The sequence below is a fragment of the Thaumasiovibrio subtropicus genome, from assembly GCF_019703835.1.
Classification (GTDB): Bacteria; Pseudomonadota; Gammaproteobacteria; order Enterobacterales; family Vibrionaceae; genus Thaumasiovibrio; species Thaumasiovibrio subtropicus.
Map to the genome: position 1 here is coordinate 30,681 of NZ_AP023055.1, position 26,522 is coordinate 57,202.

Annotated in this window: 26 protein-coding genes and 4 pseudogenes; 12 read left to right on the top strand and 18 right to left on the bottom strand. The window is 46.7% G+C overall.

Annotated elements, in window-relative coordinates; translation table 11 throughout:
* Positions 1–108 precede the first annotated feature (108 nt).
* Entirely contained in the window at positions 109–1,080 is a 972-nt protein-coding gene (locus TSUB_RS16420) for a DUF4241 domain-containing protein (protein WP_202819718.1), read from the bottom strand.
* A 309-nt stretch (positions 1,081–1,389) separates the two neighbouring features.
* Positions 1,390–1,758 carry a hypothetical protein gene (locus tag TSUB_RS16425; RefSeq protein ID WP_221274621.1) on the bottom strand — a complete coding sequence of 123 codons (369 nt, stop codon included), beginning with the start codon at positions 1,756–1,758 and terminating at the stop codon, positions 1,390–1,392.
* A gap of 99 nt (positions 1,759–1,857) precedes the next feature.
* Between TSUB_RS16425 and TSUB_RS25070 the strand changes: the two are divergent.
* A pseudogene (locus tag TSUB_RS25070) lies at positions 1,858–2,115 on the top strand (IS110 family transposase); the annotation flags it as partial.
* A pseudogene (locus tag TSUB_RS16430) lies at positions 2,103–2,492 on the top strand (transposase); the annotation flags it as partial. The pseudogenes TSUB_RS25070 and TSUB_RS16430, both read left to right, overlap by 13 nt.
* Here the strand turns inward: TSUB_RS16430 and TSUB_RS16435 are convergent.
* Complete coding sequence (locus TSUB_RS16435; RefSeq protein WP_087026411.1) at positions 2,467–2,868, bottom strand: bleomycin resistance protein; 402 nt, start codon at positions 2,866–2,868, stop codon at positions 2,467–2,469. The pseudogene TSUB_RS16430 and the gene TSUB_RS16435 overlap by 26 nt on opposite strands.
* Before the next feature lie 110 nt (positions 2,869–2,978).
* On the bottom strand, positions 2,979–3,350 hold the full coding sequence (locus tag TSUB_RS16440; protein WP_087026408.1) for a hypothetical protein: 372 nt from the start codon (positions 3,348–3,350) through the stop codon (positions 2,979–2,981).
* 97 nt (positions 3,351–3,447) lie between these two features.
* On the opposite strand from TSUB_RS16440, the pseudogene TSUB_RS16445 reads away from it, so the two are divergent.
* A pseudogene (locus tag TSUB_RS16445) lies at positions 3,448–3,681 on the top strand (IS110 family transposase); the annotation flags it as partial.
* Positions 3,682–3,837: 156 nt separating this feature from the next.
* Here the strand turns inward: TSUB_RS16445 and TSUB_RS16450 are convergent.
* Positions 3,838–4,182, bottom strand: a complete 345-nt coding sequence (locus tag TSUB_RS16450) for a hypothetical protein (RefSeq protein ID WP_087026405.1) — start codon at positions 4,180–4,182, stop codon at positions 3,838–3,840.
* Between the two features lie 176 nt (positions 4,183–4,358).
* Positions 4,359–4,841, bottom strand: coding sequence for a MazG-related protein (locus TSUB_RS16455; protein WP_087026402.1), 483 nt, complete (start codon positions 4,839–4,841; stop codon positions 4,359–4,361).
* A 75-nt stretch (positions 4,842–4,916) separates the two neighbouring features.
* On the opposite strand from TSUB_RS16455, the pseudogene TSUB_RS16460 reads away from it, so the two are divergent.
* Positions 4,917–5,102: pseudogene (locus TSUB_RS16460) on the top strand (IS110 family transposase); the annotation flags it as partial.
* A gap of 468 nt (positions 5,103–5,570) precedes the next feature.
* Here the strand turns inward: TSUB_RS16460 and TSUB_RS16465 are convergent.
* Positions 5,571–5,852 (bottom strand): hypothetical protein, encoded by a 282-nt coding sequence (locus TSUB_RS16465; RefSeq protein WP_087026399.1) that lies wholly within the window; start codon positions 5,850–5,852, stop codon positions 5,571–5,573.
* A gap of 83 nt (positions 5,853–5,935) precedes the next feature.
* Positions 5,936–6,520, bottom strand: a complete 585-nt coding sequence (locus TSUB_RS16470; RefSeq protein WP_087026396.1) for a hypothetical protein — start codon at positions 6,518–6,520, stop codon at positions 5,936–5,938.
* 103 nt (positions 6,521–6,623) lie between these two features.
* Between TSUB_RS16470 and TSUB_RS16475 the strand changes: the two genes are divergently transcribed.
* A complete protein-coding gene (locus TSUB_RS16475) occupies positions 6,624–7,742 on the top strand; it encodes an IS110 family RNA-guided transposase (protein ID WP_087026393.1) in 1,119 nt (372 codons plus the stop codon).
* Positions 7,743–8,156: 414 nt separating this feature from the next.
* On the opposite strand, the gene TSUB_RS16485 is transcribed toward TSUB_RS16475, so the two are convergent.
* Positions 8,157–8,498, bottom strand: coding sequence for a hypothetical protein (locus TSUB_RS16485; RefSeq protein ID WP_087026387.1), 342 nt, complete (start codon positions 8,496–8,498; stop codon positions 8,157–8,159).
* Positions 8,491–8,844: a DUF6864 domain-containing function gene (locus TSUB_RS16490; protein ID WP_087026384.1), complete on the bottom strand. Its 354-nt coding sequence runs from the start codon at positions 8,842–8,844 to the stop codon at positions 8,491–8,493. Before TSUB_RS16490 ends, TSUB_RS16485 begins: the two co-directional genes overlap by 8 nt.
* Before the next feature lie 285 nt (positions 8,845–9,129).
* On the opposite strand from TSUB_RS16490, the gene TSUB_RS16495 reads away from it, so the two are divergent.
* The 5 genes from TSUB_RS16495 to TSUB_RS16515 all read left to right on the top strand — a co-directional run bounded on the left by TSUB_RS16495 (position 9,130) and on the right by TSUB_RS16515 (position 13,927).
* Positions 9,130–9,480 carry a phage integrase N-terminal SAM-like domain-containing protein gene (locus TSUB_RS16495; protein ID WP_087018770.1) on the top strand — a complete coding sequence of 117 codons (351 nt, stop codon included), beginning with the start codon at positions 9,130–9,132 and terminating at the stop codon, positions 9,478–9,480.
* An 829-nt stretch (positions 9,481–10,309) separates the two neighbouring features.
* Positions 10,310–11,335, top strand: a complete 1,026-nt coding sequence (locus TSUB_RS16500; RefSeq protein WP_221274520.1) for an IS110 family RNA-guided transposase — start codon at positions 10,310–10,312, stop codon at positions 11,333–11,335.
* Positions 11,336–11,529: 194 nt separating this feature from the next.
* Positions 11,530–12,723 carry a Na+/H+ antiporter NhaA gene (gene nhaA / locus TSUB_RS16505; protein ID WP_221274622.1) on the top strand — a complete coding sequence of 398 codons (1,194 nt, stop codon included), beginning with the start codon at positions 11,530–11,532 and terminating at the stop codon, positions 12,721–12,723.
* Between the two features lie 206 nt (positions 12,724–12,929).
* Positions 12,930–13,493: a DJ-1/PfpI family protein gene (locus TSUB_RS16510; protein ID WP_087018040.1), complete on the top strand. Its 564-nt coding sequence runs from the start codon at positions 12,930–12,932 to the stop codon at positions 13,491–13,493.
* Between the two features lie 77 nt (positions 13,494–13,570).
* Complete coding sequence (locus tag TSUB_RS16515; RefSeq protein WP_087018038.1) at positions 13,571–13,927, top strand: YibL family ribosome-associated protein; 357 nt, start codon at positions 13,571–13,573, stop codon at positions 13,925–13,927.
* A 121-nt stretch (positions 13,928–14,048) separates the two neighbouring features.
* On the opposite strand, the gene TSUB_RS16520 is transcribed toward TSUB_RS16515, so the two are convergent.
* Positions 14,049–15,584: a DEAD/DEAH box helicase gene (locus tag TSUB_RS16520; RefSeq protein ID WP_087018036.1), complete on the bottom strand. Its 1,536-nt coding sequence runs from the start codon at positions 15,582–15,584 to the stop codon at positions 14,049–14,051.
* A 468-nt stretch (positions 15,585–16,052) separates the two neighbouring features.
* On the opposite strand from TSUB_RS16520, the gene yghU reads away from it, so the two are divergent.
* The gene (gene yghU, locus TSUB_RS16525) at positions 16,053–16,913 is read left to right on the top strand and encodes a glutathione-dependent disulfide-bond oxidoreductase (protein ID WP_087018034.1); all 861 of its coding nucleotides are present in this window, start codon (positions 16,053–16,055) and stop codon (positions 16,911–16,913) included.
* Positions 16,914–16,983: 70 nt separating this feature from the next.
* Here yghU and TSUB_RS16530 read toward each other — a convergent pair whose 3' ends face one another.
* Together TSUB_RS16530 and TSUB_RS16535 are read right to left on the bottom strand one after the other, a co-directional pair.
* On the bottom strand, positions 16,984–18,204 hold the full coding sequence (locus tag TSUB_RS16530) for an MFS transporter (protein WP_087018032.1): 1,221 nt from the start codon (positions 18,202–18,204) through the stop codon (positions 16,984–16,986).
* 10 nt (positions 18,205–18,214) lie between these two features.
* On the bottom strand, positions 18,215–18,433 hold the full coding sequence (locus tag TSUB_RS16535; protein WP_087018030.1) for a hypothetical protein: 219 nt from the start codon (positions 18,431–18,433) through the stop codon (positions 18,215–18,217).
* 193 nt (positions 18,434–18,626) lie between these two features.
* Here TSUB_RS16535 and TSUB_RS16540 point away from each other — a divergent pair, with 193 nt between their 5' ends.
* Positions 18,627–20,168 (top strand): glutamate synthase-related protein, encoded by a 1,542-nt coding sequence (locus TSUB_RS16540; protein WP_087018044.1) that lies wholly within the window; start codon positions 18,627–18,629, stop codon positions 20,166–20,168.
* A 55-nt stretch (positions 20,169–20,223) separates the two neighbouring features.
* Here TSUB_RS16540 and TSUB_RS16545 read toward each other — a convergent pair whose 3' ends face one another.
* The 5 genes from TSUB_RS16545 to TSUB_RS16565 all read right to left on the bottom strand — a co-directional run bounded on the left by TSUB_RS16545 (position 20,224) and on the right by TSUB_RS16565 (position 26,519).
* On the bottom strand, positions 20,224–21,684 hold the full coding sequence (locus TSUB_RS16545; protein ID WP_087018028.1) for an HD domain-containing phosphohydrolase: 1,461 nt from the start codon (positions 21,682–21,684) through the stop codon (positions 20,224–20,226).
* Positions 21,685–21,897: 213 nt separating this feature from the next.
* A complete protein-coding gene (locus TSUB_RS16550) occupies positions 21,898–22,779 on the bottom strand; it encodes an alpha/beta hydrolase (RefSeq protein WP_087018026.1) in 882 nt (293 codons plus the stop codon).
* A gap of 153 nt (positions 22,780–22,932) precedes the next feature.
* Complete coding sequence (locus TSUB_RS16555) at positions 22,933–24,906, bottom strand: methyl-accepting chemotaxis protein (RefSeq protein WP_159064826.1); 1,974 nt, start codon at positions 24,904–24,906, stop codon at positions 22,933–22,935.
* 351 nt (positions 24,907–25,257) lie between these two features.
* Complete coding sequence (locus TSUB_RS16560; RefSeq protein WP_087024264.1) at positions 25,258–25,935, bottom strand: hypothetical protein; 678 nt, start codon at positions 25,933–25,935, stop codon at positions 25,258–25,260.
* On the bottom strand, positions 25,932–26,519 hold the full coding sequence (locus tag TSUB_RS16565; protein WP_246616502.1) for a sigma-70 family RNA polymerase sigma factor: 588 nt from the start codon (positions 26,517–26,519) through the stop codon (positions 25,932–25,934). The genes TSUB_RS16560 and TSUB_RS16565 overlap by 4 nt, the downstream gene beginning before the upstream one ends.
* Between the last annotated feature and the right edge of the window lie 3 nt (positions 26,520–26,522).

A 26,522-nucleotide genomic window follows, 5' to 3' on the forward strand; every position in this document is an offset into this window, starting at 1 on the left:
AGTACCTAACGCCGCCATAACCGGCAATCGGAGCGCAGCGTAGGCTGTCCGGTGCCGAAAGGCGCGAAGTTAATTGCCTTGTTAGGTGATTTTGGGTATGTGCACATGCTATACAGACTCAAATTGACCTTCTTCTGTTTCCTGCACAAGAATCATGAAGTCGATATATAGTGAAATTACTTCATCCTGTTCATTCACGCCCCAGAAAGCAGGATAAGCCCCATCTCCAAATCCGCTTGATGTTATAACGCAATCATTTGACTCTGTCATTGTAAGTAAATCTGGTTTATCAGAAAGACACCAGTCATTAAAGATCCTATCTTTCTTTATTCTGCTTAGCCCAAAGAGACTGCTAACATCGAAAATCGCTAAATTTCCCGCATCAACTCCATAGACACCATTACCGCTTGGTGTATTCGCTGCGTGCCATTTTACAGGCTTCTCACTTTCACTAAATCTTACTCGAATACCCGCTACCCTGTTGTGTATTGTAACGGTTTCGACTGGATACTTTCCTGGCTTAACTTGTCTTTCTAAAGGCTCAAAATCATCAATATCATAACCGAAATCTAAAATTCCTAGGATGCCTGAGCTAGTGTTTAGCTTTCCAATTTCATCTAGCCTTGCTAAGCCTTCATCTAAATGTGGAATCTTTATATTGCGGTCGTTTTGAAAAAGAACATTTTCATTGAGATCAATATGTTCCTCTCGTTCCATAAATGAAGAATCAGGTTTACACATTGCAAGAATGTTAGCCTGTTTATCTATGTCGATAACAGGGCCTTTGGGAGGATGGAAGAGAGTAAATAGTCCTGAAATCAACCATCCTTTCTCGGGAACAAGTTTCAGGTCGTAAACGCGATACTTTGTAGACTTAAGAGTCTCTTCACAAATTTTTGTAAATACTTGTGCAGAATCTTCTTTGATATCACATTCAGTAATTTTTTCTACATTTGGATTATAATCGGCTTTTGAACCAAATGAGTTTCTAGAGCCTGAACTACTACCGGAAATAAAGTGAGCATCATCAACTTTAGATATAAGCTCGGCCCAGTAGTTAAAATCCACATCATTTCCCATTTCCCATTTCCTTTTGAGCTTTTGACCATTGCTCATACCAGTGAGAAATATACTGTGTGACTCTGTCTTTGGGAGAATTTACTGAATCACTGTATCTGCTCTTTTTCTTGAATAATTCAATTACTTTTTTCATGCTCGATTTTGAACTCCGATTTCATCTAACGCCGCCAGCAACGGCACATGCTTACTGGCTTGGTTTTTGCGTTTTTTTTGCAAAAAACGAGACAGTGCGTATGTGTCCGCTTTGACTGGCTTTGTTATGTGCGTTACCAATCTTTACGCCACTCAATATATTCAAGATCTCTATTGTCAGGTTTTTAACTCTATATGATAATACGCTCTTCTTGCTATTTCTTGAGGTGTTTCATGCCAGTATGCATCAGCTATTTCTTGTACACTTTTATATTTGAGCCATTCGTTATAATAGGTATTTACAATTTCACTGGCTCGCCCAACCTCAACGTCAAACCTTTGTGATAATTCAACAACAATTTTTTCCAAAAGATATGGTATGCTCATCTCTATTGGCTCCTCCGTTTCTTTTAAATACTCTTCTAAAACTGATTCAAAAATAGCACTGGAAATACCGTCAACATTAGTAGAAGTAATTACAATTTCACCTTTTTCTTCGAGGCTTATCAGAGTTTCTGACAACTTTTTTATTATTTTTTCTTCCAAAGCTAAATACCTTTTGGAGCACATAACGAATGACATGGATTTCCCCTCATGAAGATCTGCCACACTTAGGTGATCGCTGTGAGAGTACTTGAGGTAACCATGTCACATTCCATCTATTATTGCGGTGTTGACCTTGCCAAAAACCATTTTAGTTTGCGCGCGGTGGACGAACGAGGCGTCATGCTTCTTCACAAGTCGGTCTCGCGCGCTAAGTTACTCACTACATTAGCAAATATGCCGTCTATAGGTATAGGACTAGAAGCGTGTAGTGGCGCGCACTTTTGGGCGAGCGAGTTTAATAAACTTGGCCATCACGCTCGCATAATGGCGGCTAAGTATGTCGCTCCGTATCGAACATTAGCAACGTACCGGAACTTGCTTACATCACGAATAAACAAGCGGCGTCACTGATAGGTGTCGCTCCAATCACACGTGAAAGTGGACGCTACAAAGGTAAGCGCGTAATCCAAGGCGGTCGAGCGCAAGTACGAACCGTTTTATACATGGCGATGATGTCAGCCATGCAATGTAACCCTGTTTTCAAAACCACGTATTCACGACTTTTAGAAGCTGGGAAACCTAAGAAAGTGGCTATCGTTGCCTGCGTTCGCAAGATGGTTGTAATACTGAATTCAATGTTACGAGATGGCGTCATGTGGGATGAAAATTTAGCTATTGACGCCATAGTCGTTTGTTATGAGAACTATCTTATTCTGTGTCTTGGCAAAACCTAAACAAGTATCCGTCTGGGCTTTGTACGATAAACTGCTTCTGTTCCACTTGGCGGCTGCCACATTCGTAAACCTTAGATTCGAGCTGCATATAAACTGAGTTCGGAGCCAATCTAGACACTCGCTCAAACAACCTATCAATATCGCTAACGTCCCACTGTAAGTTGATACCGCGACCAAATGGCAAATCCATGTTGCCCGTTAACCATTTTCGACCACCGCTGTTGAGGCCTTCGAGCATGAGATCGACGCCGTCTAACGTGAGGTAGGCAAATTGCTCTTCTGGACGTTCGTACTTTATCTGAAAATTGAGGACATCAACAAAGAAAGCTTTACTTACATCAATGTCGTTACAATACAACTCAGGAACTACTCTCAAGCTTACTTATCCTCCGTTCACATAACGCCTCAAACACCGGCATGGTGAAGTTGGCGGCTTTTTTGGAACAAAAGGCGTGACACTTTAGACTGTCCGATTTCCTGCGCTTGTTAAGCGGCGACACTTGTTAAGAATGACTCAAGATCACCTTCGTTTCCCTTAGCGATGCCATGTGCAACTGCATAGGGCTCAAATTCTCGCATTATTCCTTGCTGGAACGGAATTGCCACGCAAATACGATTGTCTTTGACATAGGCTTTTGCGTCTTTATTGTCGATTAGATAGATAGTTATGAACGCGCCAATTAGCCCTTGAAAAAATGCCATGTCCTCTTGGCCTACTTGCTGCTCACCTACCCACTTACTAAAGAAAGAGATGCAAGATGAGGTATCCAATGGCGCACCGTTTGGAATAATTCCAATTTGGGGAAGTAGATCCTCTAACATTGGCCTTGCTTCTTCTAATGCTCTACTAGCACTCATGATGTCTGATTCCTTTTCCGCTTAACGAATGACATGGATTCCCCCTCTGAAGATCTGCCACACTTAAGTGATCGCTGTGAGAGTACTGGAGGTAATCCTGTCACATTCCATCTGTTATTGCGGTGTTGACCTTGCCAAGCACCATTTTAGCTTGCACGCGGTTGACGAACGAGGCGTTACGCTTCTTCACAAGTCTGTTTCTCGCGCTAAGTTACTTACAACCATAGCAAATATGCCGCCTATGCGTATAGGGCTCGAAGCTTGTAGTGGCGCGCACTTTTGGGCGAGAGAGTTTAATAAACTTGGCCATCACGCTCGCAAGATGGTTGTAATACTGAATTCAATGTTACGAGATGGCGTCATGTGGGATGAAAATATAGCCAAAATTTAGCTATTGACGCCATAGTCGTTTGTTAGGCTTTTTCACGTGTGACAGCCCTACGATGAACTAGCAATCAAAGAGAGCTTGTTCTTGACCGATTAAAAGTCAACCTGATGTTCGGTTTTGATATCGTGTATTAACCTTTATACCGTGAGGAGACGTCCAACCTTCAGCAAGGTACGACTTGTAACACTCTTGAAATTCTTCGTCCTCTTCAAAAGAGTACATTCGATCATCTATATTATCCAAGAGCTCCGTCCAAACTTCGATACTACCGCTTTCTCGATATGTCACTTCAGTAACTTTCCAGCCAAAGTAATCCCCTTCCTCCTTATTGCGAAATTTCATATATTCACCGACTCGAGGAACACAAGGCATATGAATTTTCTTTACTAAGTGCACCCAATTTAACTTGCTGGCTAACCAAATACTAAATTCAATTTCTATCAATGAAGTATCCTTTTAACTTAGAAGCCTAACGCCGCCAGCAGAGGCCGCAAAACCAGAGCGGAGCGGCGGTTTTGTGGTCCCTCTGGCAGGCCTTGTTAACGAGAGAAAAACTAGTGTGCCATACTATTGAGCGAAGCGAAAATGGCACGCGCTTTGAGTCGCTGTTGAACAATTTTTTATGGCGCTGAACTCAACGTTAGTTCTTGTATGTCTATTAGGTCGACTTCCCTACCCAGTATTCGCTTGTACTCAACGAGACGATGGACTGGAATCACTAGTAATTCGATACCTTGATAGAGTTTTACCACTGACTCTGAAAAGTAGATTTCAAGCTCATACCAAGAACCATCGAGAGCTGATTGTATCTTCGTGTTTTGAGATAAGCCGATTTCAATTTTTTGATTTTGGTAAACCAGCTGGAAGTACTCTAGATCCCAACCGTACTCAGTGTAATGAGTTAACGGTTTAGATATGAACTGCGATACGCGAGCCAAGACCTTATTTGCGTCAGAATTGCGAATATAAAGATCGATATCAGCGATTTCACGACTTCCACCATGAATAGTTGCCGCTAACCCACCAACAATTTGGTAGTCAACACCCTCTGCCTCTGAGAGATCTTTGAGCCATTTCAGGGCCACTTTCACTTTATCACTCATCTAGTCCCCTTAGCTGGATTTTGCTCTGCGCCATAACGAATGACATGGATTCCCCCCCATGAAGATCTGCCACACTTCTCAGAAGCGGCGGTGCTGTACTTGCGAGGAAATGACAAAGCCAGAAAGTACCTCAACAATCTACAAAAACGAATGAGTAAAGCCAAAGCGTTATCGGTGTTGGCTCACAAACTAGGGCGCTGTATCTATTTTATGCTGAGGAACAAGACCGTGTTTGATGACAAACGCTTTTTACCCGAATAAGTCGCACAATGGGATGAACTGTTAGTCTAACTGGTGCTGAGAGATAGCACGTTGCTGAGCCCTAATGACTCTTGGCTACGAGCCTATGTTGGGTCTGCTGTGCAATCGCGGTTCAAGCCCCTTTGCTTTGATTAGTCATCCCATTGTTGCGCATTGTACGAACAACAAAGTTGCTTACACCCATACTGAGCCTTTTACTAACTAGCGCGATAGCAGCCATCTTCTTTGAATAGTGCCAGATTGGGTTAACCGATGTATGTCTAATGGCCCTGTCGCTAGATCGACAGGCAGTGGTGAGACCACAGTAAGAGACCTTCTATATGTGTTTGCCGTAAGCAATGACTTAATGGCCAAAGTGACCTAACGAAGTAGACAGCTTCGTTGTTCGACTAATTTAGTGGCTTTCGCTGCCAAGGGAGGCGTGTTTTCTATTGACAGCGAAGGGGCTCATATGTGTTATAGGTATTTTCACACCTGCACATTCTTGAAAGTTTGCGAGAAGATTTCTTCGATTTCTTTCGGTGCTACATTTAAAAATGTACAAGCGATCGCAGTGAAGTTTTCTATTCTATTGATTGGTGTTTCGGAACAAACCTCAGGTCTCATGGCTTTTAAGACATCATCAAGTTCATTTATCTCTCCGTTACAGATTGTTGCGTCTAACTCGTGCCCAAAGCGATTGCGTATTTTGTTAACTCTTTCGATGCCTTTTTTAATATATGAAACGGCACTTCCTTTATCGGGAAGCAACTTTACTTTTTGAGCAAATGACAGCCTAATTTGGTCGATATCATCAATTCCATAATGGTTTGACAGTCCGTTGCTGCACTTTGTTAGATTTTCTTACTTGCAAATAACTCAACTACTTCGCTCCACCAATACAAGCCATTACAGTCATCAAGATGAAACATCGCGCTTGAAATCTCAACCAACTCAATTTTAGTGGGAATATCCTGATCATCGAAGTGTTTTTTAAGTTGAAGTAACTCCCTTTTTTTACCGCAAAACCATTGATTTTGACTTTTAACACACTTGATCGCTAACGAATAGCTCGTTTCTAACTTCTTTCTTAAGTTAACGATCTGCTCTTTGTCTGAGGACTCAAAGCCACAACTCAAGACATACGAGCAGCCATTCGCTTCTTCATCATCATATTTGTCTTGTAAATAAGCGTATGGGCCATTAAAACCCATTACTAATACTTCTCCAGTATCGGCATCTAGTAAGTAGCCGTATACCCCGCCAGCTTGATGCAATGGCGAAATTGCGTTTGCTCCGATGATCCAAAAATCCTCTCTCTCTGAAAGTTGGATTCTCTTAATCTCGAATTCGCTTTCTGTTCCGCCTATATCTCTATTTATATAGGCTAAGAACTTTTCTCTAGCTTCTTTCTCTGAGTACATAAAAAATCTAGACATAATGATTCCCTGAGCATGTGTTAGCCTCCTGCGTTTATCGTGGGTTAGCTAAGCCAGTGCCACACTGTTAGGTGACAAGCCAATAACAGAACAGGAGGCTAACATGTCTAAATCTAACACACTTTTTATCGGCTTAGATGTGCACAAGGAGACAACCGATGTCGCCTATGTCTCCGATAAACTCGATGACCGTGTGCAATACCACGGCACCATTAATACTAATCTACGCGCTTTCAACAAGTTACTGCGCTACTTCAAAGCAAAAGCAAACAAGCTCTGTGTTACTTATCAAGCGGGACCTTGCGGCTATTGGCTCTATCGCCACCTCAATAGTCACGGTATTGAATGCTGGGTGGTTGCGCCATCACTAACCCCTAAAGCGCCTGGCGATCGCGTCAAAACTGATAAGCGTGATGCCATGACCTTAGCGCGTCTTGCCAGAACAGGTGATATCAATTCTATTTATATCCCTGATAGCTGTGATGAAGCGATCCGTGACCTCATCCGCTGCCGAGAAGATGCGATGCTCGATTATCGGCAAGCCAAAATGCGCCTTAAGTCGTTTCTATTGCGCCATGGCCATCCATGTACAGGACGACAAAACTGGACCGAAGCATATCGTCGTCATCTTGGCGCAATTCATTTCCTCGAACCCGCTCAGAAGATCGCTTACCAGCACTACATCAACATTGTTACTGAGCAGTTCGAACGTTTACAACACCTCAATATTGAGTTGGAAACACTGGCACAATCATGGCGATGGTATCCACTGGTACAGCGACTTTGTGTATTGCGTGGGATACGTTTTCTCTCTGCCGTCACTCTCGTCGCGGAGCTGGGCGATTTACGCCGTTTTAATCACCCTCGCTCACTCATGAACTTCGTTGGGTTAACTCCGTCAGAGTACTCTTCCGGCACTCGGCAACGACTTGGCGCTATTACCAAAACAGGCAACACACATGCTCGGCGTATCTTAGTTGAAGCTGCGTGGTCTTACCGGTTCTCACCCAAGGTCTCTGAAGAGATGCAAAAACGTCTTCAAGGGCACAGTGCTAAGCTGCAAAATCTGTCTTGGGAGATACAGCAGCGGCTGTGTAAACGCGATGCCAAACTGCGAGCCAGAGGCAAAGAGAAAAACAAAATCGTCGTTGCGATCGCACGTGAACTTGTTGGCTACATATGGACATTGCATTGCCGTTTAACCCACAAAGTACGCCAGTGAAAGAGATGAACTAGACACCACTAAAACCTGACAGAATTAGCTTTGACGTGCAGAGCCTGAAGCAGCGGTGCAAGCAACCCTCGAGGGCGTTAGGTGTTTTAAATCCACGCGCATAGAGTGAGGCAAGGCTTCAACGGCGTAATCAAGTAATGCGGATAACCAAACCCGCGAGTAGCAGCTAGGTCAACCGCCGACACTTACTTGCCGATGGCTCTCTCGCTAAAGTTATCATGCTGAGCACTCTGCTCGGCAGGGATACTTGCGTCACTGTTGACAGGGGGAATCATAGCAACGCCCTGTTAAGGTGTGAGCAACGCAATACTGAAGCTGCCGCATACCACCTTAAACACTAAACGCAACGCATAGTAAAAATGCCACACGTTGCGAATCACTCTTAAATAGTTTGTTATAACTCTACTTTCCCTTGCCAAACATATACCCTAGAGCAAGAGTTACGATAGGAACGAATATAGACCATATGGTTTTAAGTTGCTCAATCGGAAATTCAGCGTCTAAAGGAGGGTGAATACCATCAGGAGATGATGGCCACATGAAGATAATTAATACTAGTGAAAGAGTTATTCCTAAAATAAATGACCACCTGATAGTAAGCCAAACTACGGAATCTTGTGCATGCTTGCCAGTGCCGATGCTATAGCTTACAGAGCCTGGGACATCTCCGGAGATATTACTTTTCTTGCGTCGAGGTTGAGGCTCTTCAGTATCTCTTATCGATTCAATACTAATCTTACTCATCGACCTCGTTCCCTTTATAAAAAACATACTCAAGAGACCAAGCGTCATGATCCATTGACACTCGAAAAGAGCGATAGCTCAGCCACAACTCTCGACCATCCAAGGAGCCAACTTTTAGTGGTTTTACTATGCCAGCACCATGGATACTATCATTGTTATAAATGTTAACTCTTAGCCCTTTACTATCTTCAGCCGGTACATAGTCAGCACGATAATCCCCTTGTCCCTCAAGAATAAAGGTAAACTCTAACCAAATTGACTGAAAATCAAACTTAATGTTATTCGTGAAGCCGGTACGAGCCAAACCAGACTCAAAAACTTCTAGGTTGCCTGATGTGATTTTCATTTTTCTTAACTCATTTCATTTTTTGTGAATTCTAACTGATTGAATATACGATGTCATTGTGGGAGTTATAACGCTTTATATACGGAATTTTTCCGCATAATATCCCAAAATTTATTTCCGTATAACATGCCATCTTCAGTGTGGAATAATTAACATTAACCCATGAAAAACAAGGATTTACCACTAATTATAACAATCATGCTCGTCACATTATGCGGAAAAAATCCACATAACCTGCGATCTATTAGTCTACACTTCTACTGTATATAACAACAGGTAACTAACATGATTCAACGTTCTCCATTTTTACGGAAAATTGAAACTTATATGTACGCTCGCCACTATGCTAAAAGCACTGTTGACTCATACATATACTGGATTAAACACTTCATCTATTATCACAATAAACGCCACCCTAAAGACCTTGGAGGTGCCGAGGTCGAAGTGTTTTTACTTATCGCTCAGCTAATGTATGGCTCGGGTTTACGCCTGATGGAATGCCTCCGTTTAAGGTATGCAGACATCGACTATGACTACCTTGCGAAAAAGGTTTGGCAGGGAAAAGCTATAAAACCGCACGCTACCGCCATCGCGATGGACGTTAGTCTCCATGACGATTGGCGAGAATGCTTATAGATCAACAGATTACTATCACTCGACAATAACAAAGATTGTTATGCGTTCATACACGTATTGACTAAATTTTGTGAATCGTCACGCATATACTCAAGTCACCTCCAGATGCTTATTCAGCCAGAATTTCTAGGTTTGCCAGCGAGGCACTGCTTTTTTCGGTTTTAAGCTCTTCAAATGTCAGGTTGTTTCTTGAGGGCACTTGATACTTTTAGAAAACATAGTTCTCGAAATTGATAGTTATTCCTGCATACCGCGTATTATGGGGCGATGACTATTTTTTCATTTCTATCGATAATTTTTCTAACTTTCTATTTCTCGATTTTAGGCGTATTAAATAATGTAGCTCCTCTTTTATTCTTTCAATATGGTTACTGTGATGAATAGATTCTATCCATACCTCTCGACATATTTTTCATCATGAAGCGACAGCGGGTATCCTTCTTATATTTTCAATGTTATTCGCGATTCTTCTTTCAAATAATAATATACTCAAACCACCTCAAGATGCTTGTTCAGCGAGAGTTTCTAGGCTTGTCAACAAGGCACTGTTTTGAAGATCTAGTGGACTAAATCAAAAAACAGTAACGACGGTGGCGAGCCTAGAAAACTCGCCCTTCGGGAAGCGACTAGCGCCCCGATTTCTGCGTTAAAGGTGTTTAAAAGGGAAAGCCATTCCTTCACACCTTTGCCTTGAACTCGACGCGCTAGGCCGCTTCTGAATCCTGCATCTTGAGGTGGTTTGATGTAATGGTCTTCCCTCGCACTAATCGGCATCGCAATGTGCCAAGATAGCGTTGATAAATCGCCTATCTAAAAACGAGGGAAGACCATGAATAAGTGTAAAACCATTGGTATCGATTTAGCAAAGAATACTTTTTACTTCATCATGTTGGACAAACAGGGTAAGCAAGTTGAGAGAAAGAAATTAAATCGACAACAGCTCATTGGCTATCTCTCGAAGCTAGAGACTTGTGTCATTGCGATGGAAGCATGCGGTACAGCGCATTACTGGGGACGAAAAATAGGCCAGCTAGGGCACTCTGTTGTATTACTTCCCGCTCAGCATGTGAAAGGCTATTTACGAGGCCAAAAGAATGACTATAACGATGCAAAGGCCATCGCAGAAGCGTGTCAGCACGGTGCGATTCGCCCCGTTGCGGTCAAATCCCTAGCGCAGCAAGACGACCAAACTTTTTTGCTCATGCGTCAACACGTGAGTAGTGACAGAAAGCGCTTAATCAATCATGTGAGAGGGTTGCTGGCGGAGTATGGGGTAGTGCTGGCGAGAGGAAGTCAGGTATTGCGTAAATCGCTGCCTTTTATTCTAGAAGATGTTGAGAACGGCTTAACCGACGAATTTCGAGCGCTTTTATTCAGGCAATACACACAACTCGAAAGGCTTGACGAAGAGCTACAGTGGTACGACGAAAGGTTGGCCGAAAAAGTGAAGCAAAAAGACGTTTGTCAGCGTTTGATAAAAGTGCCAGGTATTGGTCCCGTGGTGAGTTTTTCCTTAAGAGCCTGGATGGGAAGTGGTGAGCAATTTAAACGAGGGCGTGATGCGTCAGCAGCCTTAGGTTTAGTGCCCAAGCAATTTAGCACGGGAGGTCGAGAGGTATTGCTTGGCATTACAAAGCGAGGGAATCAGCAGTTAAGGTCATTCGTGGTTCATGGTGCAAGAGCGGTTGTGAGTCGAGCCGATGGCAAAACAGACAGGCTTAGTCAATGGATATTGCGGCTGGTTGAAAGGCGAGGTTTTAACAAGGCTGTGGTGGCGCTGGCGAATAAGATAATCCGTATCGCGTGGGTCATTATCTGTCGAGGAGAAAGCTATAAAGCGCCAGCGGCGGTTTAACAGAAAGATTTAACTAAAGCGTCACACACCAGATATTGCGTAGATAGCAGTTTAGATGAAAAACAGGTAAGACCAGCATATAGGGACCCTGATATACTCAAAGGTTTACCAAAACCGTTAATTTGATAAGGGCTATATGCGCGAAGTGTCATCAAGGCCAGAAGCCACACGAGCTTCACGCATAGGCCGGATATATGAAAGCAACCTGTCCCTTTTATCGACATTGGTATCTTGCCAATAGAGGGAAGACCATATATGAGTATAGCTATTTCTATTTCTTATATGAATCATTCATTCACACGCCGCTTTCTGTTCCCTTTTTTGACGCACTAGCGCCATTTGATATCAAATTTGTCGTCAACGATATTGCCCTTTCTCTGTTCTTTTTAATCGTCGGACTGGAACTGAGGTTGGAGTTCATTGAAGGGGAGTTTAAACAGCGTAAAGCCGTTGCCCTTCCCGCTTTGGCGGCTCTCGGCGGCGTTGTCGTACCCGCAGCCATTTACTATTTTTTTAATGCCGATACCCCGACGGAGCAAGGCTGGGCGATTCCTGCTGCCACGGATATTGCGATTGCTGTCAGTATGCTGGCTTTCATAAAAACAGTGCCTAAATCGATGAAAATATTTCTTCTGTCGATCGCCATTTTTGACGATATCTATGTGCTAATCATCATTGCCCTGTTTTATTCCAGTAGTGTGCACGCTTTGGCAATACTATTTTCTTTAATCTTGCTTTTTATTCTGAGGGAGTTCAGCAAAACGAGACTGGTTTATCATTATCAACGGTTTTCTGGCACTGTTTATGCTGCTGGTGGTATCTGTATCTGGTCTTTGCTTATCTATGGTGGTGTACATCCCACTTTAGCCGGTTGCATGCTGGCGTTTACTTTTCCATTGGCGACAAGAACCGAAAATATCGCCACAGCATTAGATGGCAGGCTGATTTTTAAAGCACTAAAACTCTATGTCGAACTTTTTATATTACCGCTTTTTGCCTTTGTTAATGCGGGGATCTACCTTGGTGGCGTCAGCCAAGCTGATTTGCTGAATGATTTCTCTTTGGGGGTTGTGTTTGGCTTGGTGATAGGAAAACCGCTAGGCATTATTTTAACGACGATGTTGCTGGTTGGATTGGGGTTTGCGGTAAGGCCCGACGCATCACGTAGCCAGTTTGTTGGTACCTGCTGCATGTGTGGCATTGGCTTTACGATGAGCTGTTTCATTGGCGAGTTGAGTTTAGACAGTGTCCAGATTCCTTATCAAATTCCGGTATTAATAGGATCGTCGTTATCGTGCCTGTTAGGGGCAGTGCTGTTAACCTCAGCGCAAAGCGCGAAACACGCAACTTTGGTGGTACGAGCGACGAAGTCGGCGCGACATCGCTGATATGCGACTTGTACCACATTGATGGTCAAGCTATTTCAACTTGTTGAGTAAGGGGGCGATCTGTCTCGATAAGTTTTCATTTGTGAACGATATAGTAGTCAATAGCCATTAGGATAACTCTTGATATTTTGGTTAGGAAATTCGGTTTTCGACGAGTTTCCATCTACGGCAAGGATACTGCCGACATTAAATAAAGAGAGGAAGCAATGAGTAAGATATTAATTGTTGCAGGCGATTTTGTTGAAGATTACGAGTTAATGGTGCCATTTCAAGCGCTGCAAGTACTTGGTCATGACGTGACTGTGGTTTGTCCTGACAAGGCGGCAGGTGACACAGTGAAAACCGCCATTCATGATTTCGAAGGTGATCAAACCTACACCGAAAAACCGGGCCACCTATTTGCCCTGAACGGCGATTTTTCTGATGTTTCAGAATCCCAGTTTGATGCTTTATTACTGCCGGGTGGGCGTGCGCCGGAGTACCTTCGTTTAAATCCAACAGTGCTTGAGCTCATTAAAGCGTTCGATGCGGGTAAAAAACCGATTGCGGCGATCTGCCACGGTGCTCAGTTACTGACTGCGGCAGGCATTGTTTCTGGTAAGCATATTTCAGCCTATCCGGCATGTGCACCAGAAGTGACTTTGGCAGGCGGTGATTATGCCGATATCGCCATTGATGGCGCCGTGACGGATGGCCATTTGGTGACAGCACCCGCTTGGCCAGCTCATCCCGAATGGCTGCGTCAGTTCCAACAGTTACTCGTTGGCTAGTCGAAAAACAGCGTAGGTAATAGGGGTGCGATTGTGCTACAATTCGCGCCCTTTTTATTGCTGAGAGTTAAATCACCATGAGTATGAAAAATGAAATGCAGAAACAGCGTAATCGCCTAGAGAACTGCAAGCGCAAGCTCGCAGCAGCGCGCGCTCGTGGTGATCAACCGATTGTGACGCAGTTTGTGGAAGAGATTGCTAAGATCGAAAAACGGTTAGCGCAAATGAACCATAAGCAGAGCTTTGACCTAAACAAAGAGCGTAAAAGCTTGATGGATATGGCTTTCTCACGTGAAATTACCAAAGCAGAGCAAGCCGATCTCGGTAAGCTGAAGAAATCAGTGCGTGGCTTAGTGATTGTTCACCCGATGACGAAGTTGGGCAAAGAGTTACGTTTGGAAGTGATGACAGGCTACGCACCTAAAGCGTTCTAAACGAACAAGTATCGAATGACCTCACCCGATTGAGCAAAGCCTACGGTGCATCGCTGTCATGTGTTGGTGTGGGGTCTCTGGATAGAAGAAAGCCGCGGTATTGACCGCGGCTTTGTTGTCTTTACGATGTCGGGTTTTGCTTGTTGTTTGGACGTCGATTGCCAGATTGATTGTTCGGCCTGCGTGGACGACGAGGTGCGGTATTACCCGCGTCACTTTGATTGCGACTATCGTTGTTTCTGCGGCGTGGTTTCTGGTTTTCCGATTGAGGCTTATTTGCAGAATTAGCGTTTCTCGGCTTACCATTCGACGCCGCTGACTGTGTTTGCGCTCTGCCGCGATTGCCTTGCTCTGTCCCCTGACTTTGCTTTCCTTGATGGCGACGATTCTTGCCCTGCGGTTTGTGACCACGTGCATTTTCACCTGAGCGTTGCCCATCTTGGTGCTCAGTGCGCGGCTTTTTGGCTTTCTTTGGCTTCTTAGGTTTGATTGGACGCGTATCGAGTGTTGTCTCCGGTAGGGCGTTAGTCGGCTCAAACCCGGCTAAGACCTTACGGGTTAACACTTGCTTAGTCAGACGCTCAATGCCTTTTAGTTCACTCAACTCGTCGGCGCAAACCAGAGAAATGGCCATGCCTGTCTCGCCAGCACGGCCTGTGCGGCCGATACGGTGAACGTAGTCTTCTGAAACATGGGGAAGGTCGAAGTTAACCACTTGAGGCAACTGCGGAATATCGATACCACGAGCGGCGATATCGGTCGCAACCAACACGCGTACTGCGCCAGATTTAAAATCAGCAAGTGCTTTGGTGCGTGCGCCTTGGCTTTTATTGCCGTGAATAGGCGCAGCCGTAATCTTGTTTTCATTGAGAAAGCGCGCTAAACGGTTGGCGCCGTGTTTGGTACGACTAAATACCAACACTTGCTGCCAGTTACCTTCATCAATGAGTTTGGCAAGCATCGGTGCTTTCTTTTTCTTATCTGCAGGATAGATACTTTGCTCTACCGTGCGCGCTGTTGAGTTAGCAGGGGCGACAGAGATCTCAACGGGGTTGTTCACCAAGCCTTTAGCCAGTTCACGGATCTCGTCTGAGAAAGTGGCTGAAAAAAGCAGGTTTTGGCGTTTGGCTGGCAATAGCGCAAGGATCTTCTTGATGTCGCGAATAAAGCCCATATCAAGCATGCGATCGGCTTCATCAAGGACTAAGACTTCGAGTTGCGAGAACTTCACCGCGTTTTGGCTGTGGAGATCAAGGAGGCGCCCCGGTGTGGCTACCAGCACGTCCACGCCCTTGCGCAGGGTCAGCATTTGAGGATTGATCTTCACCCCACCAAATACTACGTGGGAGCGAAGACGAAGGTGGCGACTGTAATTGACGACGTTGTCGTTGATTTGCGCCGCTAGCTCACGCGTCGGCGTTAGGATCAGTGCGCGAACGTGATTGCCTTTTACCCCTTGTCGTTGGCTTAATTGCTCCAAAATAGGCAACGTAAAGCCGGCTGTTTTACCTGTCCCTGTTTGTGCCGCCGCCATCACATCTTTGCCTTCAAGTACGGCTGGAATCGATTGTGCTTGAATTGGAGAGGGCGTTTCATAGCCTTGCTCTTCGATCGCTTTAAGAATAGGAGCAGAGAGGCCGAGGGAGTTAAAACCCATAGTGTAAGTTCTCATTTAGTAGTGGACAGGTATTGCTCGTTATTCCCGCCGGGTGAGCAAAAGAGGCGACATTCTGAAGGGTTTGGTGAGGAACATCAATCAATACCTGTGTGAATCATCAATATATCCAGTTCAAGCTGCTGGAATCAGAGGCAGACTCGCCGATCGCGCGCAAGGCGTGAAGAGATGACACTTCCTTTTAAAGGCTTTCGAGCCGAAATGGCGGCGTTTGAAGCTTCAAGGAGGCTTTTTTCTTCGTGCGTGAAAGCAAAAATCATCTAGTGCGGTCTCCATTTTTTGATGTACCTGACTTGAAAAATACCCAATGAACCATCAATGCTAATTATGCGTAAACGATAATTTTCTTCCGAGATGGCAACCCACATCATCGGGGATAGGCAGGGCACTCGATGCATCGTGCATCGATTCTTCGCGGCGATACCGCACTCAGTCTCAAAAGGAATCACTATGACGAACGAATACGTTCCACCGAAAGTTTGGCAAATGGAAAGCGAAAATGGCGGCACTTGGGGCAGCATTAATCGGCCTGAGGCAGGGGCGCGCCACGATCAAAAACTCCCGGCGGGTGATCACCCTCTTCAGCTTTACTCTTTGGCGACACCAAATGGTCAAAAGGTCACTATCATGCTCGAAGAGTTACTCGCCGCTGGGGTGAAAGCAGCAGAATATGATGCACACCTGATCAATATCGGTGATGGCGATCAGTTTTCGACCGGCTTTGTGGCAGTGAATCCCAACTCGAAAATCCCGGCACTGGTTGATTGCAGCGGCAATGAGGCGATCAATGTGTTCGAATCTGGTGCCATCGTGCTGTATCTGGCGGAGAAGTTTGGGCACTTCTTACCTGAAGATGCAGCGGCGCGAGCCCGAGTGATGAACTGGTTATTCTGGTTACAAGGCGCTGCACCTTATTTAGGTGGCGGTTTTGGGCATTTTTACGCCTACGCACCAGAAAAGTTCGAGTACCCCATTAATCGCTTTACCATGGAAGCCAAGCGCCAGCTTGACCTACTCGATAAGCAGTTAAGTAAAAACACCTATCTCGGCGGAGAGACCTACTCAATCGCAGACATTGTGACTTGGCCTTGGTATGGCAACTTGGTGCTCGGTAAAATTTATGATGCGGCTGAGTTCTTAGATGTTGAGCAGTATGCCAACGTGTTGCGATGGGCACGTATGATTGAGATGCGTCCAGCAGTGCAACGTGGCCGTATCGTGAATCGTACTTGGGGCGAAGAGTGGGAGCAGTTGCCGTCAAGGCACAGCGCTGCTGATATTGATGAGGTGCTGAGCAAAAAGCCAGACTGAGTATGCGGTAACGAGAATGAAAAACCCTCAGTGTGATGCTGAGGGTTTTTCATTTGATGGCTTGCCGCGATTAGGCTTTTGCTGGCGCCTTGTGCGGTGCGTCATTGATAGGCGCGTCATTGATCGGTAAATGAATGAGTGCGGCGGCAAAAGCGAGAACGACGGTCGACCACCAGATAGGATCGTAACTGCCATAGTAATCGTAAATACGCCCTCCCATCCAAGCGCCCAAGAAACTACCGACTTGGTGAGTAAAGAACACCAATCCATACAGTGTCGACATGTAGCGAGCCCCGAAAATTTGTCTGACAAGCCCAGAGGTGAGCGGAACGGTGCCTAACCAACAAAAGCCAATGGCTCCCCCAAAAAGCGCTGCCGTCGTTTCGGTAATGGGCAAGGTAACAAATCCTGCAATGACAGCGGTTCTGACCAGGTAGAGTACGGACATAACGTGACGTTTGCTGAAGTTGTCACCCATCAAGCCCCAAAAGTACGACCCAAAGATATTAAAGATGCCGACATAGGCAAGAGCCATGGCTGCGGTATTGGCAGGGAGACCTTTGTCACCGAGATAACTGGGTAAATGGGTCGCAATGAACATGACATGGAAACCGCAGACGAAGAAGCCCGCGTGGATCAACCAGTAGCCCTTATGACGAAATGCTTGAGCTAAGGCTTGCTTTAGTGTCTGTTCGGGTTGGCTCTGTTGTGTCGTATCGCTACCACCATGGCTGTTTTTCATAAATACCGAAAAGGCCAACATGACAAAACAGCCCATAGCGAAGACTTGCATGGCGGTTTGCCATTCAAAATGTGTCAGCAAAGACTGAGCGCCGGGGATCACGGCAAACATGCCAAAGGAGCCTGCTGCCGTCGTCAAGCCAAAGGCTTTTGCGGTATGTTGCGGCGGAACGACTTTTGATATCGCACCAAGCACGATGACATAGCTGGTTGCACTAAGCCCTAGGCCAACCAAGACACCCAAAGAGAGGTAAAGAACCGATGAGGTGGTGGTGATCGAGGTAAGGTAAAGCCCCAACGCATAAGCGATGGCGCCTAAACTGATCACCCGGCGTGCGCCGTAGTGATCGGCGGCCATGCCCACAAAAGGTTGGAACAGACCGAATAGCAAGTTTTGCATCGCAATGGTGAGGCTAAAGAACTCTCGCCCGGTCATAAAAAAGTCGGAAATGGGCATCATAAAAATGCCGAATGACTGTCGAATCCCTAAGCTGATGATTAGCGTGCCTATCCCTAGCCATACCATCAATGGAAATCGGAAAATACTCATAATGTTGTTGTTACTCAATAGGTGAATGATGTACGGGTGACGACATGTCGTGATGCATGCTGTGATGTAAACCGTGATGCTCTGTTGCTTCCATCGCGTGACAGCCGCTTGCCATCGCTTGTTCAGCGAGCGCATGGAGGAGAGGTTGGCAATGGTGTACAGCAACCAAGCTCATCAACAGCAAGGCGGCCATCCGCGCCAATTGGGCGCTAAGCGTTTGCTGAAACATGGGGTGACTCCAGTGTGATTTAAGTCACGGAGTGTAGTAATTTCATTGCTATGCGAATAGTGACTTATTTGCAAGTAAGTCATGCATGTTGTGCATGTTCTAATAAAGAGACATGGGCTTTATTGGTCTGAGGTCGGTTTGACCTACGCTTAACTGGAGCAATCAATGTCAACAACAATAAAGAGACGCAATGATGAGCAATCCAATAATCGCTGACAACAAACCGATTAAAGTGCAATTGAATCAAGGTGAGGACTATTACTTCTGCGCGTGCGGCCGTTCGGCTAAGCAACCTTTTTGTGACGGTTCACATAAAGGCACAGGGTTCTCACCACAAGCCTTTAAGGCAACGGAAAGTGGTGATGCCTATTTGTGTCGCTGTAAACACAGTCGTAACTTGCCTTATTGCGATGGGACACATAAGCAGTTTACTACCGAGCAAGTTGGTCAAGAGGGGCCTGGTGTTGCCCCGTCGAGTGATGCAGCCCCGATTGCGCAAGCGACGCAAGAGGAGCCAACCGTTGAGTTAATCCACCAACTGGCTCGCGAAGGACTGTCAAGTTTAGGTCATCATGGCCCAATGACATCCATGGGGGTTCCTCGTCATCTGTTGCCACATTGGGATGATATTCAGTTGATGGTCGCGCAGATGGCAACCAAGCCGCTGCTGGAAGAAGAAACGGTCGATACCTCTTTGATCATTGGTCCTAGAGCGGATAAGCCGTTGCGGTTGGACATTCCGTTGTTTGTTTCTGACATGAGCTTTGGCGCCCTGTCCGAAGAAGCAAAAACAGCACTGGCGAAAGGTGCAGAGCTTGCCGGGACCGGTATCTGCTCCGGTGAGGGCGGCATGCTACCCGAGGAGCAAGCAGCGAACAGCCGATATCTCTATGAGCTTGCCAGCGCGCAGTTTGGTTATGAGGAATCACTATTAACGCGCGTGCAGGCGTTTCATTTTAAAGGAGGGCAAGGGGCAAAAACGGGAACGGGGGGGCACCTTCCCGGCAGTAAAAACATTGGTAAGATTGCGCAGGTGCGGGGTATAGAAGCGGGGGAATCCGCCATCTCTCCTCCCACCTTTCGAGATTTGCACAGTTGTGATGATTTTAAGCGTTTTGCCGATAGAGTACGCGAGGTGTCTGGCGGCATTCCGATAGGCTTTAAGCTCAGCGCAAATCACATTGAAGAGGATATTCAGTTTGCACTCGATGCCAGCGCAGATTACATCATTTTGGATGGTCGTGGCGGTGGGACAGGGGCAGCACCTGTTATCTTCCGGGATCATATCAGTGTGCCCACGATTCCTGCACTGGCGAGGGCGCGGCGCTATCTCGACGAGAAAGGCGTCTCTGGTGATGTCACCTTGATCATCACAGGTGGGCTACGTGTCCCCACTGATTTTGTGAAAGCGATGGCGTTAGGTGCTGATGGGGTCGCCGTCTCAAATTCAGCGATGCAATCGATAGGGTGTGTCGCAGCAAGGATGTGCAACACCAATAACTGCCCAGCAGGGATCGCAACGCAAAAAGCGGACTTGCGTCAGCGTTTGAATGTCGATAAGTCTGCACAGCAACTGGCGAATTTTTTTAATGCCTCCGTGGAGTTAATGCAGGTGTTGGCGAGAGCGTGTGGTCATCGAGCCCTTAAGGATTTTGATCAGAATGATTTGGCGACATGGCAGCGAGAGATGGCCCACCTTGCTGGCATTCGCTATAGCGGAATAGACCTCACTTAACCCTCTCAACTTGGGGGATTAAAACCTTGTGGCGATCCCCCTATTTATCCGATGGCTACGCCGCTAGCGTCTCTTGATCTTTGTGCTGGGCGGCGATGGCTTTGATTTGCTCCTCAATTTCAAACATGGCATCGACAATACGTGGATCAAAGTGGCTGCCACGTCCTTCCTCAATGATGCCCATCGCTTTTTCGTGTGAAAACGCCGGCTTGTAAACACGCTTCGAAATCAAGGCGTCGTAGACATCCGCTATTGCCATTAAACGCCCTGAGAGTGGGATGTTATCGCCACTTAACCCCGCCGGATACCCTGAGCCATTCCACTTTTCATGGTGAGTAAGGGCAATTTCTTTCGCAAAGTGGAGGAAGCCATTATTGCCACCGCGCGCTTGCGCAGTTTCGAGCGCTTGCGCACCGATGTAGGGGTGTTGTTTCATTATTTCGAACTCATCGTCGGTCAATTTACCCGGCTTAAGCAAAATGGCGTCTGGAATGCCGACTTTACCGATATCGTGCAAGGGAGCGGACTTATAAAGCAGTTCGATCGTTTCGTCATCAAGTTGAGTTTTGAAGTCCGGGTGTTGCTGCAGTTTGAGCGCCATGGCTTTGACGTACTCTTGGGTACGCACGATGTGCGCCCCTGTCTCATTGTCTCGCGACTCGGCCAGTGCGGAGAGTCCGACAATCGCCACATCGCGCGTGTCTTCGACTTCTTGTTTTTGAGCGATCAACTGTTCCACCATGTGGTTGGTCAATGTCGCAATATGACCAATTTCATCACGATAGAAGACTGGGACCCGCTTAGAGAAATCGCCTGAGGAGGTGGCAGAGAGCACTTCTTGTTGTGAACGCATAAGCTCACGTAAAAAAGCCAGCCATTGGTAGAGAATCGTTGAGGTATAAGCTAAGAGTACCGCAGCGACATAAAAAAATTCTTTGATGATACTGAGGCCGCCACTGCCGTCATGGATGGCGGAAGGATTGCGAGCTAACCACTCTAAGTCTTTCACGACGATCATGCCTAAGATGACGGTCAGCAGCACAATGAGCCCTGAAAAAGCCCATCCAAGCCGCGTCGCAATAGAGTGCTGCTTCTGCGCCAATTCGCTGCTTGAGCAAGATTCGACGTTGGACACATAGTTACGATGTTGCTGACGCCAGCGGATATCTAGCCCCGCAAGGAGTCCCAATGCCGCCATACCAAAAACCGTTTTGAGATTTGAATCGAGCGGAAAGAGGTAACTGTGATTAAAGACGAGGGCCAAGAGAATGCCTGATGTAGTGAAGATGAAAAGGTCATTACGCAAACTAAAACAGTCTTGTTTGTCTTTGATGAGTGTCACTAATCGCAGCGGTAACATAATGCCAAAGGTGACAGCGACATATTGAAAAGTTTGCCATGCGGATAATGAGTCGAGCATGGGACAAACGCGCGCGCCATAAAAACCAAAAACAGTCGCTGCGATGATGTAATGCACGACGATGGTAGTCAGATGTGCTCTTTGTTCCGTTTGCATAGTGTACCTAGCCTATTTTGTTGCTTAATTTATTCTCTAACGACCTCAGGATGCATCGGGCTTGACGCGTGCGACGTCATTCGCACACCAACAAGACCGATTCCTCTGACTAATTATTGCAACGCTTTCTTGACTTCGCGACTTAAGCAGACGGGTTTGTTGTTTGTAAATGACAACATGTGTTGTCGTGATACCTTAGCGGACAACCTATCGTTAAGATGCCTTTATCAGCTGGTGGCTTGGATGACGCTCATGAACCCATGTAATCAGACGTTCCATCGCGTTGGGCCACTGATTTTCCAGTGGTATCGCATGACCACATAGCGGAATGATTTCCGCCTTCACACCATAAGCGTTGGCGGTATCGTTGACAATTTTAACCGGAACAATCTTGTCGTTTTGCGCCCCTATGACCAAGACTGGGAGCTTCTGTGCAAAGTCTAAGGCGACGGGCTGCGCCGAGGAGAATAAATTCAGGTCTTCAGGACAGAAGCCGGCCAAAATTTTCTCCGCTTGGGCCTTTGTTGCTCCGTCATGGAACAGGGCATTGAGCAGAGAACGACGCACATAGGCGTTTTGAACCAAGAGTTCTGGCATGAGCATAAACTGGCTGAGCACACTGGCCTCAAAAGGCTGTGAGCACACCAAGTGATTATTGAGATGATTAAAACCGTGTGGCGGCACTGACGCGAGCAGACAGAGGCCGGAGAGCGGCATGACAGGGTATTTGGTACTGAGTTTTGAAGCAAAATGTTGCGCGACCAGTCCTCCCATAGAGTATCCGACAATAATGGGTGGCTGCTTATGTCGTTGTAACACGAGGTCGAAGAGCGAGCGTAAGTCTTCGACATAGCTTTCCAACGGGCTGTCACTGGCATTATTGTGGCTATTGCCATGGCTGCGTAAGCTAAGTGCGTAGCAAGGGTAACCCGCATGCGCGATGGCTGGCATAAAGTGATGAGAAAACAGCGATGCACCGGTAAAAATGCCATGAACGAGAATGACGGGTGACGCCGAGGCCACCGTTTCCGGCGGACACAAGCTGAGGCATTCAAGATCACCGTGTTGTGTTGCGATAAACTCTTGTTTGATCATGGCAAGGCTATGCTTCTTGAAAATAAAAAGAATGCATATAGTTGCATTTTTTAGGCCAAGGTGACAACTGGTGAGTTGACTCGTTTGCCTCGCGCTCTCAGTGCAGAGACAGTGGAAGAAGCAGCAACGCTGGGGTTGCTGCTAGCAGGGCGATTAGTCGAGTGTTTTAAACGAGTTGGCGACGGTGGTGAGCGCGTGAATGTGGCTGCTTAGGGCATCATTCGCGTTTTCGAGTGCCGCCATGGATTCTGCCGTTTGTTGGGCAAGAGTATGAATTTGATGCGTGTTCTTGTTCACATCGTCTATCGCGGTATTTTGCTGATGGGTGGAGACGGCGATGAGTTCTGCTTGGGCTTGCACTTCAGAGACGGAGGCCGCGATATCGCCGAGTAATCCCTGTACCTTATTGGCATCTTGATCCATGGCTTGCGCGTTACTTAAAGTGTTCACCATCGCTTCAGCGGTAGCACCCGTTTTCTGTTGTAGGTTAGCGATTAAGGTTTCGATACTGTCGGTTGATTCACTGGTCTTGGTTGCAAGTTGGCGAACTTCATCGGCAACCACAGCAAAGCCTCGCCCAGCGTCGCCGGCACGTGCGGCTTCAATCGCGGCATTTAGCGCCAGCAAGTTGGTTTGGTCAGCGATTTCGCGAATGATTTGTAACACACCGCCAATGCTATCGGCATCAGATTGAAGCTGGTTGATGAGTAGCTCAGATTGGCGAACTTCTTCACTTAACGTACTGACACCGGCTAACGTTTGTTGAAGGTGACTGACGCCCTCTCCGACGAGCTTATCCGTTTCCGTTGCCATGCGTTTTGTCTGTTCCGCATTGTCAGAAATCCCTTCAACGGCATTGCTGATCTGCTCTACCGCAACACTGACCTGCTCAATGCCCGTGCGCTGTTCAGTTAATGCACTTTGTGCCGCATGAATGGCAGATTGCGATCCTTGGTAAGAGTGATTCAGCGCGTTGTTGACAGAACGGGTTTCGTTGATCGATTGCCCTATCTTTGCAACAAATGCGTTGTAGGAGACAGCCAGTTGTCCTAGCTCATCGGCTCGGCTCTCGTCGAGTCTACCCGTTAAGTCACCCTCGCTGCTTGCTGCGCGTGAAATGGCATCACGGGTTGTGATGATCGGCGCCAACATTTTGGAGAGCAAGAAAGCAATCAAGAGAATCAGCACGATGGCCGCGCCGAGGATAATGGTGAGTTCACCCATGGCTGCTGATGTAACGGCATCTTCTAGCACTGATGTCGGTACCATTAAGGCGAGATGCCAACGTAGGTGTGGTTGTTCGGAGTGAATAGGATGAATAGCAACAGTTTGTGGTTCACCCTGCCAGTTGACGTCATGGAACGCGACACTGCGGCCCGCTTGTCGTGGCAATGTGTTAAAGCCATTATGTTGTCGATCAAGTTGTGCCAGGGTGAGATTTTCGACTTCTTTACCCGTTTTGCCACTAAATAACATGACATTGCCATTGTCATCGTAGATGAAGGCGATCCCTTGCCCTTGATACTTCATGTTGTTGAGCACGAGCTGCTGCACTTCTTCACTGTTGATGTCGATACCAACCACATGATCGATGCGATTATCAATGATCACCGGAGAGTAGATGGAGGTGCCAAAAGCGCCAGTCAAAATGTCCATCAAGGTGATGGCAAAGGGTTTTCTAAGTCGCTCTGTTTCCTGATACCAACCCCGGTTGGCAATGACGTAGTCGGGTGATTGATAGCTCCCTTCTTTGTTGAAGTATTCATCGCGATCTGGCAGCGCGAAGAACAAGGTCTCGATATTGTCATCGCGGCGGTTAAGGTCAGCGATAAGTGCCATCATGGCTTGGTCGTCTGCGTCCGTGGCAGTACCATTTCGTTTCGCGGTGACGAGCGCTCGCAGTTCTGGACTGGCAATGAGTGACTCGACGTAAGCGTTGTATTTACTGAAGAAGCCTTCAGTAAAGGTCGCTTTTTCTGTGACTTCTGAGGCGAGCGCGTTGTTGATGCCGACACGCGTCGATTTTGTCACCATATTGACCGAATAGAAACTGATCACCGCGGCATTACATAACAGTATCAGCGCGACGATAACCATGGTTCGTTTGATGATTGAATCCTTAAACACAACCCCTCCAATAAAAAATATCAAGTACGCTTATTTGTTTCGATTATGAAACTGGAACTTGTTGATGTTACTGGTGATATTGACTATATGAAAGAGAATGTTTGCTATTTTGTCATAAAGGTAGCGTCTATATGTAAACGTTATCATTTTTTATATGTTGTGCGGGTTTGGGTGGGTTTTAGCGGGTGGGCTTGAGTGCATACGTTTGGATAGGTTTGGAGTGATGCGTTGTTGCGTTGTGACTCTCTTTCCACCTATTGATTGACAAGGGCAAGACACTGGCAGGCACAATGGGCAGTGTCTTGTCCTAATTGCAGAGCAGAGCTCAACATGAGCCTTATGACGCGCACGCTATTGCGATGTTAACTGCGCTCGTACCTCTTCGGGGATGGCGTCTTCGAGTTCTGGGTACGTGCTTAAAAGCGCGTTGATTTCCTCGAGCGCATCACTTTCTGGGTGATTGTCTAACTTGATGAGCAAGCGTCTGAGTTTCTCCTGCGCGATAAAATACTCGCCAGCCTCTACAGCTAACAGTGTTGGGACTCGACCCTCCTCAGTACCGTAAGAAAAAGGTGTTGTGCCGTGTTGTTCTTGGACTTCTCCCATTTGAAGGACATCGCCACTTTGCATCTGAGTACCTACCGATAAGGCGGGGGCAGACAGCGCTGCTTCAGGTGTTTCTGAGTCGGATAAGCTGCGCTTTTTTAGAAACAAAGGCGCTTGTTGTAGCTCAGTTTCCTCGCTTAACCCACGCTGATTTTCTGGTGGTAGTCCTTGCAACTCCATGCTGGGGTTATCGTCTAGCCAACGCCATGGCGCGAGTAAGGTGACGAGTATGATGCCAGCAGCGATGCCGATAGCGCGATGCGGCCAACGGCGCTTTTTGGGTAAAGAGGTGACATTGGATGCGTTCTCTAATGCCGCTTTTGCGGTTTGAAGGACGCGGTTATCAAGGTCAGCCGAGGGAGATTCTGTTGCATCCTTGCGGTATTGAGTGAGCACCTCTTCATCGGTAAATGGTGTCTTCATTGCCGATCTCCTAGTTTACGCGTCAGGCACTCTCGTAGTTGGGACATCGCGTAGCGAAGGCGAGTTTTCAATGCCTCTGCTTTGATGGATACGATTGAGCAGATATCGTCGCTATTGAGACCTGCTTCATGGCGGAGCAGGAACGCTTCACGTTGCTTGTCAGGTAGCAGGGCCATACAGGATCGAATTGCCTCTGACTTGCGCGCCGCAATGTCTGTATCCATGCCTTGATGCTCGGGTTCTGCCGATTCGAGGTAGTGATCGGCGTGGGCAGTTTTACGTGATTCATCGATGACTAGGTTATGCGCAATCCGATAAAGCAAGGTAGTGAGCTTGGCTGTCGGCGTATAAGTGTGTCGCTTTTCGATTAAACGCGCCCATGTTTCATGGAATAGCTCTTCGGCTCTACTCTGTTGAGATAAGCCCAGTTGGCGGCAGAAATAGCGATAAAGCGGCCCTTTATGCCGATGATACAAAGTTGTGAAGGCAGCATGGTCGCCTTCACAGTATTGGGTCATCAGGACTTCATCACTGGTTTCTGTCATCGGTCTTGATGTGCATTCGGCTTGGTTTAACAGGCGCATTGG